At 43.5% G+C, this 11,257-nt stretch carries 13 protein-coding genes; 3 read left to right on the forward strand and 10 right to left on the reverse strand.

The window, feature by feature from the left end; genetic code table 11:
* Nucleotides 1–344 precede the first annotated feature (344 nt).
* Nucleotides 345–608: a hypothetical protein gene (locus AAC033_RS16530; RefSeq protein ID WP_339740145.1), complete on the forward strand. Its 264-nt coding sequence runs from the start codon at nucleotides 345–347 to the stop codon at nucleotides 606–608.
* Between the two features lie 111 nt (nucleotides 609–719).
* Here AAC033_RS16530 and AAC033_RS16535 read toward each other — a convergent pair whose 3' ends face one another.
* The 4 genes from AAC033_RS16535 to mnmD all read right to left on the reverse strand — a co-directional run bounded on the left by AAC033_RS16535 (nucleotide 720) and on the right by mnmD (nucleotide 3,239).
* On the reverse strand, nucleotides 720–1,088 hold the full coding sequence (locus AAC033_RS16535; protein ID WP_339740147.1) for a DUF3127 domain-containing protein: 369 nt from the start codon (nucleotides 1,086–1,088) through the stop codon (nucleotides 720–722).
* A gap of 95 nt (nucleotides 1,089–1,183) precedes the next feature.
* Nucleotides 1,184–1,882 carry an FKBP-type peptidyl-prolyl cis-trans isomerase gene (locus tag AAC033_RS16540; protein WP_339740150.1) on the reverse strand — a complete coding sequence of 233 codons (699 nt, stop codon included), beginning with the start codon at nucleotides 1,880–1,882 and terminating at the stop codon, nucleotides 1,184–1,186.
* Nucleotides 1,883–1,904: 22 nt separating this feature from the next.
* Nucleotides 1,905–2,516, reverse strand: a complete 612-nt coding sequence (locus AAC033_RS16545) for an FKBP-type peptidyl-prolyl cis-trans isomerase (protein WP_339740152.1) — start codon at nucleotides 2,514–2,516, stop codon at nucleotides 1,905–1,907.
* A gap of 60 nt (nucleotides 2,517–2,576) precedes the next feature.
* Entirely contained in the window at nucleotides 2,577–3,239 is a 663-nt protein-coding gene (mnmD, locus tag AAC033_RS16550; RefSeq protein WP_339740154.1) for a tRNA (5-methylaminomethyl-2-thiouridine)(34)-methyltransferase MnmD, read from the reverse strand.
* A gap of 243 nt (nucleotides 3,240–3,482) precedes the next feature.
* Here mnmD and AAC033_RS16555 point away from each other — a divergent pair, with 243 nt between their 5' ends.
* Nucleotides 3,483–4,097 carry an L-threonylcarbamoyladenylate synthase gene (locus AAC033_RS16555; RefSeq protein WP_339740156.1) on the forward strand — a complete coding sequence of 205 codons (615 nt, stop codon included), beginning with the start codon at nucleotides 3,483–3,485 and terminating at the stop codon, nucleotides 4,095–4,097.
* A gap of 43 nt (nucleotides 4,098–4,140) precedes the next feature.
* Here AAC033_RS16555 and AAC033_RS16560 read toward each other — a convergent pair whose 3' ends face one another.
* From AAC033_RS16560 to ruvX, 5 genes are all read right to left on the reverse strand, one after another.
* Nucleotides 4,141–5,589, reverse strand: coding sequence for a potassium transporter TrkG (locus tag AAC033_RS16560; protein ID WP_339740158.1), 1,449 nt, complete (start codon nucleotides 5,587–5,589; stop codon nucleotides 4,141–4,143).
* Nucleotides 5,590–5,600: 11 nt separating this feature from the next.
* A complete protein-coding gene (gene trkA / locus AAC033_RS16565; protein ID WP_339740160.1) occupies nucleotides 5,601–6,935 on the reverse strand; it encodes a Trk system potassium transporter TrkA in 1,335 nt (444 codons plus the stop codon).
* Between the two features lie 433 nt (nucleotides 6,936–7,368).
* A complete protein-coding gene (locus AAC033_RS16570; protein ID WP_339740162.1) occupies nucleotides 7,369–7,872 on the reverse strand; it encodes a ComEC/Rec2 family competence protein in 504 nt (167 codons plus the stop codon).
* A 762-nt stretch (nucleotides 7,873–8,634) separates the two neighbouring features.
* Nucleotides 8,635–9,207, reverse strand: coding sequence for a peptide deformylase (gene def, locus AAC033_RS16575; protein ID WP_339740164.1), 573 nt, complete (start codon nucleotides 9,205–9,207; stop codon nucleotides 8,635–8,637).
* Complete coding sequence (gene ruvX / locus AAC033_RS16580) at nucleotides 9,204–9,626, reverse strand: Holliday junction resolvase RuvX (RefSeq protein ID WP_339740166.1); 423 nt, start codon at nucleotides 9,624–9,626, stop codon at nucleotides 9,204–9,206. Before ruvX ends, def begins: the two co-directional genes overlap by 4 nt.
* Before the next feature lie 204 nt (nucleotides 9,627–9,830).
* Between ruvX and AAC033_RS16585 the strand changes: the two genes are divergently transcribed.
* Nucleotides 9,831–10,529 carry a hypothetical protein gene (locus AAC033_RS16585; RefSeq protein WP_339740168.1) on the forward strand — a complete coding sequence of 233 codons (699 nt, stop codon included), beginning with the start codon at nucleotides 9,831–9,833 and terminating at the stop codon, nucleotides 10,527–10,529.
* An 82-nt stretch (nucleotides 10,530–10,611) separates the two neighbouring features.
* Here AAC033_RS16585 and AAC033_RS16590 read toward each other — a convergent pair whose 3' ends face one another.
* A complete protein-coding gene (locus tag AAC033_RS16590; protein WP_339740170.1) occupies nucleotides 10,612–11,163 on the reverse strand; it encodes a nicotinamidase in 552 nt (183 codons plus the stop codon).
* Nucleotides 11,164–11,257 lie beyond the last annotated feature (94 nt).

The following is an 11,257-nucleotide window of genomic DNA, read 5'->3' on the forward strand; positions in this document are numbered from 1 at the left end:
AAAAGGAGTATTCGCATGGTAAAAATAACTTCTGGTTTTGAAAAAAGTTGAATCGAGTATTGATAAATAAAGAACTAGTTCTGTTAGATGAATAAGTAGTTTTGATAGAATGGGTATTATTTTATCAGAGGACATACGAGTTTTCCGAAGATAGGTATGAATTTTAGAGGAGCAGGTGCTAGTAATTATAGGGAAACGATTGTTGTGTACTAAATCGTTTATCGATCATGTTACAATTTACCATTCGCTGCCTGCTCGAAATCAAATAAATTGGCAGTCCCTTCAATTTCTTAATCAAGCCAGGCTTGTCGCCCAATCTGGCCACGTGCTTGGTTAACTGAAAAGTGGCGCACCTAAAGCCAAATCACATCTGCGCGCTATGCCGCTCTTTGTACTGTATGCCCAACGATTTGTTGAAGAGGGTGGAAGACCACGATGCGGCCTTGCCCGAAATCCACCCGCTGCAATCGCTGGTTCGTGAGCAAGTCCCCCTGAATACATGCGAGCAATTGCAGGAATTGTCGGTTGACCAGTTGAAAGAAGTCCGGTCGTTAATCGTGAAGTTGAAAAAAACAGACCACAGAGCGCCGGACGAGATGGCTGACTAGTGGCGTGATATTCGCCGGATATCAGTGGGTTGGCTTGCTGGAGAACGGGTGTGGTGGAGTTTTATGAGCCAAAAAAGGCGGAGTGTGAAAACCCCGCCTGCTGTATCTTACTTAAAATGGAAGGTCATCCTTGTCTGCTGCCTCCGGGGGAATGTCATCTGGCGTAAATCCCGGAGGAAAGTCACCCTGGGGTTCTCCGGCTGCCAACCGGTCAATTCGCCAGGCGTTGATGTTGTGGTACCAACGACCGTTGAATTCGCGCGATTCAACTGAAAATGAAACATTCACCTCTTCGCCGGCGTTCAATCCTTCCAATAAGGAAATTTTATCGTTGAACAGGGTAAAGCACACTTGTTTTGGAAACTGGTCATCAGCAGTTTCAATTACAAATTCCTGCTTTTTCCATTCTTTTCCGGCTTTGCTTACTCCGGATGCAACATTTAAGACTTGGTTTATCTTACCTTTTAATTCTAAACTCATGGTTCAATATTTTTTTTCTGGTTCCAAAAATAAGGAGAAAAAAATACCCCTGGGAAAAATTAACCAGGGGTTTATAAAAAGTTTTCAAGAATGATCTATTCGATTACTTCCAGCAACTCGACTTCGAAAATCAAGGTTGCGTTTGGACCAATATCGGCTCCGGCACCACGTTCGCCATATGCTAAATCGCCAGGAATATAAACTTTCCATTTTGATCCTTCGGGCATTAATTGCAATGCTTCTGTCCATCCCGGAATCACTTGTCCAACTCCAAAAGTAGCTGGTTCGCCACGTTCAACCGAGCTGTCGAAAACAGTTCCGTCGAGCAAAGTACCGGTATAGTGTACTTTTACTTGCTGATCGGCTGTTGGTTTTGGTCCGTCGCCTACTTCAAGAATTTCGTACTGAAGTCCACTTTCTGTGACAACAATTCCGTCCTTTTCTTTATTCGAGGCTAAAAATGCTTCACCTTCTGTCCGGTTGTTTACGCCTTCTGCTTCGGCCATTTTTTGGAAATAAGACTGAATGTAAGTCCGTGCGTCCTCAATGGTCATTTTTGTTTCTTCGCCATTCAGTTGCTTTTCAAAAGCAGTCACCAACAACTCCGTATTGAAATCGTCAGCACCGGATGATTCCAGCTGTTGTTTGTTTTGATCGCCAACTAAAACACCAATGGCGTAGCTTGCAGAATCTGCTGCAGTTGCAAGGTTTTCATTGCGTGAAGAACCTTGAGGTTGACAAGCTGCCAGTACCATTACGGCAGCAAGTGCAAATAGAATTGATTTAAATTTCATTTGTTTGTTTTGTAGATATAAATTAAACGATTTCAAGTAATTCAACATCGAAAATAAGGGTGGCGTGTGGTCCGATAGCGCCACCTGCTCCGCGATCGCCATAGGCTAAGTCAGACGGAACAAACAAGCGCCACTTTGAGCCGGTTGTCATCATTTGCAAGGCTTCAACCCATCCCTGAATAACGCCATTCACCGGGAAAGTCGCCGGTTCGCCGCGTTGTACGGAGCTGTCAAAAACAGTTCCGTCAATCAATGTTCCGTGATAGTGACATTTGACCTCGTCGGCCGGGCTTGGTTTTTCCCCGTCACCTTCAACCAAAACTTGGTATTGAAGTCCGCTGGCTGTTTCAACAATGCCTTTTTTCTCCCGGTTTTCAGCCAAAAATTGTAATCCTTGCTCCAGGTTCTCTTTTCCCTGTCCACTTTGTTGTTTTTCCATAAAGTCCTGCAAGATTTTATTGGCCTCGTCGGGTGTCAGTTTGGGCTCTTGCCCGGTAAAGATATCTTCGAGAGCCAGCATGAAATTGCCGGGTTCAATAGTTTTTACTCCTGATTGTATGAGATTGCTCGAAATGCTCAATCCCAGTGCATAACTAAATTCTTCCAATTCTCCGTTAAACTTGTGTTCTGACATAAAATTCTAAATTTTTAAAGAGCTACGAAGATAAAGGAATTTTTGCATTATCCCTGATGATCAATGGTCTTTCTCACCGTACAACATTTCCCGTTTTCCCGGAGGCCCCGGCAGTCGCTGCATTGCGAAGCCATTTTTTTGAAGCAATCGCCTGATATCGCCTTTGGCACAATAAGTTGTAATGATTGCTCCTGGTTTACACTGCCGGCTAATTTTCTGAAAAATGGCATCGGTCCACATATCGGCTTGTTTGCCGGGGGCGAAGGCATCAAAATAAACCAGATCAAATGCAGGTAAGTCTGATAAATCGAAGGTGCGTAAATCGCAATTTAGCTTCGTGAGTTCAAACCCGGGTGTAATTTCTATCTGCTGTTCCCAACGGCTTTTATGCATCAGCAAAAAGAGTGCTTGTGTTTCGCTCGAATAGTTTTGAGCATAATTCAGTTGGCAGAATTCTTCCTCCGTCAGTGGGTATTTTTCCAGCGAATAGTAGTGAATGACTTTTTCCTTCCGATGCAGCAAGGTGAGCAGGGCGTTGAGGCCGGTTCCGAAACCAACTTCAAGCAGGTGGATTTCGGTTTGCTGACACCGGTTCACGCCATTGTTGATAAACACATGCATCGATTCCTGAACAGCCCCGTGAACGGAATGAAAATGCTCATCCAGTTCGGGCAGATACAGCGTGTGCGAGCCGTCTTCGGTCAGTTCAATTATTCGTTTCATACGATCAAATTGGTTTCAAATTCTCCCGAGCGATCGGGACTCTTTTTAGTTGCAGTTCTAAATTCCAGGCTGCAAAGTTGAGCCATGAAAAGAACGATCAATTAACAGCTTCATTCTCCCATTTCTCAGCTTTCGTTCGCCGATATCAAGCAAAGGTCCGGTTTTCAGATTTGGCGAATTTCGGCATTTTCTTGTTTGCTTCCATATTTTTGTTCTAAATTTGGCTTACTTTATCCGATTGTTATGCTTATAAAACTGTACGAAGAAAATCCGAATCAGCGCGACATAGAGAAAGTGTTGGAAGTCCTTCGGGATGGCGGTATTATTATTTATCCCACCGACACCGTTTATGGAATTGGTTGTGACATTACCAATGTGAAAGCTGTTGAGAAAATAGCACAATATAAAAAAGTACAAGTTGAAAAATCAAATATGTCATTCATATGTAGTGACTTGAGCCATCTGTCGGATTATACAAAGCCCATTTCGAATACGGTTTTTAAGTTGTTGAAACGAAATTTGCCTGGTCCGTTTACATTTATTTTGGAGGCTAACTCCAATGTCCCCAAATATTTCAAAGGTAAAAAGAAAACGGTTGGGATTCGTGTTCCTGACAACAATATCATCCGTGAAATTGTGCGACAACTGGGCAATCCCATTCTCTCTACTTCGGTTTACGATGAAGATACTGTGATTGAATATACCACAGACCCCGAGCTGATTCACGAAAAGTTCGCGGATTTCGCGGATTTGGTTATTGATGGTGGCTATGGCGATAACATGGCTTCAACCGTGATCGATTGTACGGTTGATCTGCCGGTGATTATTCGCCAGGGAAAAGGTGTTGTTCAGGAATAATGTTTTTGATCGACTGCGATAAATCTCAGCAACCCCATCTGCCTTATTTTCGCCAGAAAGCCGGAGAGAACAGAACCAATACAGTAAATAATTCCAAACGTCCAAGTAACATCAAAAAAGACAGAAACCATTTTCCGGCCGGGTGCACATGATGAAAATTTTCTGCCGGGCCAACATTTCCCAGTCCAGGTCCAATATTCCCCAGCGAAGTAGCAACTGCCCCCATCGCCGATTCCAAATCCGGTTCAATTAAGGTGTACAGGATGGTGCTCAGGAAAAAGATGATAAAATAGAACATGAAAAAAGCCAACACATTGGTGATGATTTGTTCGGATACGGCTCGTTTGTTAAACCGAACAGGAATGATCGCATTGGGATGCAGCAGCCGTCGCAACTCGTAATAACTGTTTTTCAGCAACAAAACAACCCGCATGATTTTGATCCCACCACCCGTTGATCCGGCACTTCCTCCAAAAAAGAAGAGGGCAAACATGATGATGGTCAGAAAAGGAGTCCAGGTTAGGTAATCCGCGGTTGCATATCCGGTGGTGGTGATGATGGAAACAACCTGAAACAAAGCATCGCGAAAGGCCAACTCGAAACCCAGCTGGGTTGAAATGAGCAGTCCGCTGAAGATGATTGCCGTAAAGCCAACAATGAACAAGATGTAGTATTTGAATTCCTCATTTTTGAAGACTTTATCAAACTTTCCGTGGATTGCCAGGTAGGAGAGGGTAAAGTTGGTTCCAGCTAAAAACATGAAAAAGATAATGACATACTGAATGAAAGGGGATGACCAATAGGCAATTGATGCCTGCTTGGTGGAGTAACCGCCGGTCGCCATTGTCGTGAGCGAATGGTTTACCGCGTCGAACAGGGTCATGCCGCCGGCCCAAAGCAAAAGCGCTTCAGCTACGGTGAATCCGAAGTAGATGATCCATAGGCTTTTTGCGGTTTGGCTGATTCGGGGGCTGATTTTGTCCGGAGTGGGGCCTGGAACTTCGGCTGCAAATAGCTGCATACCACCGATTCCAAAAATGGGCAAAATAGCGAGCGATAAAACGATGATTCCCATCCCCCCCAGCCACTGGGTCATACTGCGCCAAAACAGGATTCCGTTTGGAAGCGACTCAATGTCATTTAAAATAGACGAGCCTGTGGTTGTAAAACCTGACATGGTTTCGAAAAATGCGTTGGTCAGCGATGGAATGGAGTGGCTGAAGAGGTAGGGCAGACTTCCGAAGAAGGAAAAAACCACCCACACCAAACTTACAATAACAAAACCTTCGTGTTTCCCAATTTTTTTATCTGCACCTTTGGTAGCCAGCAAGGCGAATGATCCAACTCCAAGGCAAATCAGGGCCGCGTTGAGCAAAGCCGTCAGTCCTGCATCCTGATAAATGGCCGATACCCCCATGGCAACTAGCATGGATGCCCCTTCAACAACCAACAAAAAACCCAATACCCGGAAGATTATCTTGAAGTTGAGCATGGTCTGCTAAATTACTTAAAATATTTATCCAGTTTTTTGATGGCGGAAGGCAGCGCAAAAACAACTACTTTGTCATTTGCCTGAATGTGGGTATCACCCTTGGCAACGAATCCCTTTGAACCACGGATAAACCCGCCGATTTTGGCATCCTCCGGAAATTCAAGATCTTTAATGGGGTACTCCGTTATGCGCGAACCCTCTTTGGCGATAAATTCAAAAACCTCTGCGTCAGACGCTGTTAAGCATTTTGCCTGAGCTACTTTGGCTCCCAGCGTATATTTGTAGATATAACTGGCGGCAATCAGTTTTTTATTAATCAGGCTGCCAATATCCATATTTTCTGCAATCCCCATGAAGTCGATATTTTCCACTTCGGCAACCGTCCGTTTCACACCCAAACTCTTAGCCAGGTGGCAGGATAAGATATTGGTTTCTGAGTTTCCGGTGACCGCGATAAACGCATCCATACGTTCGATACGTTCTTCTTTCAGAAGTTCCAAGTTTCTGCCATCTCCCTGAATCACCAGGATGTTTTCAAAACGGTCGGCAACTTGCTGGCTGCGGATCTTATCACTCTCAATTACTTTAATGTTGTAGCTGTCTCCGAGGCGTTCAACTGTTTTCTGGGCAATCCGGCTGCCCCCCAAAATCATGACGTTGCGAACAGCAAAAATTTCTTTTCCGGCCAGTTCAAACACGCGGTTCTGATTGGCTCGTGTGGTGATGAAAAAGACAATGTCTCCATTGTGTATGGAATCTTGTCCGTTTGGAATGATTGTCTCGCTTTCCCGGTTAATTGCTACTGCTCTGATATCGGAGTTGATATAAGATAATTCTTCGAGTGATTTGTTAAGAATTGGGGCATTCTCTCGGATCTTTACTCCCATTAGCGTCAGTTTTCCTTGAGAAAATTCAATCATCTGCCTGGTTCCTACTTGTTTAATCGAAGATGCGATCTCTTTGGCTGCGAGACTTTCAGGATAAATCAATTCATCAACGCCCAGGGTGCGAAGTTTTTCCTTGTATTTGTCGGTTAAGTATTCGCTGTTGTTAATTCGGGCAACCGTCCGCTGAACGCCCATATCTTTTGCCTGAACACAAGCAAAAATATTTCGTTCTTCATAAGGGGTTACCGCAATGAACAGATCTGCTTTTGATAGTCCGGTTTCTTTCAAATCGCGAAATGAATTGGCCATGCCCGTAACCGTTAGCAAATCTACCTGGCTGGATATCTGATACAGTTTATCCGCATCTTCGTCCATCAAAACAATGTCATGGTTCTCCTTGCTCAGCATCTTGGCAAGGTGTGTTCCAACTTCGCCGGCACCTACAATAACAACCTTCATATTTTGTCACTCCTTTTTCAAAAATTCAACCCGATAAAGTAAAGTATAAAAACAACAATTTCCACGTCTTTGAACTTGTTTTTCGATTGTGTCGTTTGGCTGTTGCAAGTCGCTTGTCAGATATTTCGCTATAAATCAGCAATAATCGATTGTCGAACTGGCTGGCTCGACGAGTTGAAAAATACTCCCTTTTTCATGGCCGAATCTATTTTTGTCATTAAAAATGGGTCAAAGTTGCAGGTTCTGTGTGAACTGCTCTTGTTAATTCCTCCGCTTTTTTTTGTTGGTTCTCTTTTACGTTTGGTGGTTTGAAAAGTTTGATCCAAAAACAATATGACTTGTTTGTCGATGAGTAGATCGTCATTGGTAGATTGCTCGCAGGAGTCCAGGTAAACGATCATTGGTGCTTCCAACTTTAACTTACGAACTGCATCTAGAATAGAGGTTGGGAGGCTGTGTGTCTGTTTCTGACAAACCGTGGATAGAAAAAGACAATGCTGATGAACGCAGCGTAGGAAAGCTGAAAGCCAACTTCAGAGAGTAGCCTTGGATTCAGGAGCAACAGAAAGAAGGCCAAGGCTGCAATGGCATTGTAAATTGCCGCTGGTCGTTTTTTTAACTGGCACCAATCAAAATAAAAGAAACCATCACAGTTCTCCGAAGCAAAGAAGGAGAAAGGCCGGTCAGAAGCGCGTAAAAGCAAGGTGCCGATAATAAGCACAAAACAAATCCGCCCGTTGGGCGATCGTTTCAGCAAGCCAAACAGGGTGGTTAGGAAAAGGCAGATCATGCCCACATGGAGTCCGGAAAGGGTAAGCACATGCCCACATGTCGTCTGGAAAACGGCAAGAACATGCATGGCTCCTGTCGATGCGAAGTGCGAACGTGTTTCCGGCGACAGCTCTTTCCGGTGGCCTGAAGTCAGAGCCGGTATCACCTGAAGCGATTCTTCGTTTCTGATGTGTTCTTTTGAGTATGGTAATCAGCGATGTCCTGAATTTTCCAAGTCGGAACCAAATTGAAAGATTCTCTTCGTTTGCAATCACGCGATAGTTTCCGGAAGCACAGGTAAGTACTGTAATAAACTCCCCGGTTAACCATGAATTGTTGATCGTTGAAGGTAAAAGGATCATCCTGGTTCCGAATGCGTTGCAGGCGGCTGCTTCCCGCGAGCTGATCGCCGGGTTGTAGATTGAAGGTCGAATCTGACTTTTCAAAGTAGGCCAGTATTTTTTGATTGTTGAAAGACGCCGTGTCAGCCCAGTTGATTTGAACAAGTGCTTGATAGGAATTTGGCTTTTCAGTAGGTTATTCCAATAGGGGGGCAACATATTCTTCTTGCTGATCTTCACCTGTGATTTTTGATTGAGGAATGGCATGATACGCCATGAGGATAAAACTCAAGCTTAAAAAAACAGACAGATATCAGTAGAATGGATAGCTCTTGGTTTTGAGTTCGATTGTGACGAGTATGCCGAATCTGATGAGCAGGACCAAAAATATCGATCCGGCCCTGGGCAAAAAGGTTCCAGCTAATATTCCAATAAACAAAAAACTTAAAATTTTAGTAAAGGGGTTATGCGAAAAAAATGTCTCTATCAGTAATTTTTTCTGACGGTTTACGATAAGGCTGTTTTTGAGTTTATAATCTCCCTAATTATTTCATGAATGATACAAAATCGGATAAAAAACTCGAAACTCAGGCGAGTTTACTTTTTCCCGGTAAAACAATGCGGTAAACAGTATTCACTTTACCCTTCGAAATGGCAGTCAACTTGCTTTTTAAAATACGTTTTCGCAAGGGGCTAAGGTAGTCAATCAGCAGCACTCCATCCAGGTGATCGTACTCATGCTGAATGACACGGGCTGCAAAACCGCCATATTCTTCAATGTGTTCTTGCAGGTTTTCGTCGAGGTATTTAATTTTTACATGTTCCGGGCGGCTAATATCTTCGCGGATTTCCGGAAGACTTAAACATCCTTCGTTCATCACCCAGTTGTCGCCCGTACGTTCCAGTATTTCAGGATTGATAAACGCTTTTTTAAAACCTTCAAGTTCCGGCTCCTCTTCATCGGCAGCCGAACTGGCATCAACAACAAAAATTCGTAGCGATTTACCCACTTGCGGTGCGGCCAATCCAACCCCTTCTGAATGATACATGGTTTCAAACATGTTATCAATCAGTTCTTTTAGATCTTTAAGATTATTGTCAATTGGCGCTGCTACTTTTCGTAAAAGCGGATCGCCGTAAACTGTAATGGGGTAAATCATAATCTGTACTTTTGTTGTTCCATATACGATTGCAGGATAATTGTAGCACTAACTGCGTCAACCGTTCCTTTATCTTGTCTGTCTTTTTTTTTCAGGCCTGCATCAATCATGGTTTGAAAAGCCATTTTTGAGGTAAACCGTTCGTCAACTTGTTCAATGGGCATCTCCGGATAGAGCTTCTGAAAACGTCTCAAAAACGGATTGATATACAAAACGGCTTCAGAGGCCTCATTGTTCATTTGAAGGGGGTAGCCAATGATCACTTTTTCTACGTCTTCTTTTTGAAAATAGGCTTTCAAAAAATCAAAGATGTCGTGACTGCGTACTGTGGTTAACTTGGTAGCAATAATCTGCAATGGGTCGGTCACTGCCAGTCCAACCCTTTTTTTTCCATAATCTATTGCCAATATTCGCGCCACTACATTATAATTTTGTGCAAAATTAATATTCTCTTGTCAGAAAAAAAGCGGTTTCTCAAAAAAGATTGTTTGCTGAAATGTTTGTAAGTGCTTATTGTTTAGGGTTTTGTGTGATTGGCATGGGCTTTGTAATGAAGCAAGCAACTGATTACCGGTAAATACAGGCACCAGCACAATGATTGTTAAACTTTAAAACTGGAAGCCATGAAAACAATAAGAATAAAGCTGATTGCATGGACGATTACACTTGCAGCAGTGATGACAGGAGTTAACGCGGAAGCACAACGCAGGGAAACAAGTACACAGCGGAATACGTCGAAAAAAGAAGTTCGTCAGGTAAAAGAAAGCAAGCGTTTCAACGACCAGCGGGCTTATCAGCATGATGATCGAAACAGACAGCTAAAAAGTAGCAGCCGTGAGTATCGCGGTTCAAACAGAACTTCAAATGCAGATCGTAATAACCGGGAGTATTATTCCAATCGCGATTATAAGCCGAAGGGAAATGCGCATTGGAATAAGTCAGCCAAGCACAGTAAGAAGCATCATTACAGCAAACAGCAGTGGAACAACTATTACAAGCATGACAGGAAGTACGCTTATCACCATCCAAAATACGGAAACGTTTACAGGCAATTCCATGTCAATCCGGTGAGAATTCACCATCATGCTCATGGCGACTATTATTTTTACGGAGGGCATTACTACCGTCATCAGCACGGAATTGGCTACGTTCGAATTGAGATTCCCCGGCACATGGTTTTTACTCATTTGCCATTTCAATGCGAACTTGTCAGGGTAGGGCCTCACGTTTATTACCGGTATGGAGACATGTATTTTGAGCGTTACAGCCACGGATATCGTTTAGCTCCGTCCATCGGCATTCAATTTTCGGCTCATTTTTAAGCATCAAATACTCAATCAATTTGAACCCTTCGTCAACTGGCGAAGGGTTTTCTTTTAGTCTTCGATTTCCGTTTTTTGTGCTTTAGTTATTCTCGCCAATTTTGCCAGAATAGACGATTTTGGCGCCTGCCTCCTGCATTTCCTGCCAGGCCTTTTCTTCGTCGCCAGGCCGGGCTTTCACGGCTGCCACGGCATCTCGAAAAACAAACGTTTTGTAATTGGCATTTAAGGCATCGAGTACGGTATTCTTAACGCAGTACTCCGTGGTTAAGCCACAAATGTATAGTTCGTTCACTTTGTTCTCCTGCAAGTAGTTGTTGAGCGGAATGTTGGTTGCTTCAAAGGCCGAATAGCCGTCATCGCTGTTTCGAGTTCCTTTCAGAACAACTGTTTTTATTTTCGATTGATCCAGTTCATCAGGGAAGGCAGCTCCTTCAGAATTTGCCACGCAGTGCACAGGCCATTTTTTAAAATGCACCGAGTCTTCCGGATGCCAGTCTTTGGAGGCAACCACAAGGTCAAAATGGCTAATAAGTTTGTTTACTACAGGGATAATTTGCTTTCCATCGGGAGCTGGTAAGGCCTCGCCAGGTAAAAAGTCGTTTTGAAGATCGACAACAAGTAGTGCTTTCATCAGAATGCTTTTTTAGAATTTATATGGATCTTTTTTTAGATACTGTTTAGCCAGATGGTTTCGGGTGTTCAGTAATTCTTCACTGATCCCTACC

The organism is uncultured Sunxiuqinia sp., from assembly GCF_963974515.1.
Classification (GTDB): domain Bacteria; phylum Bacteroidota; class Bacteroidia; order Bacteroidales; family Prolixibacteraceae; genus Sunxiuqinia.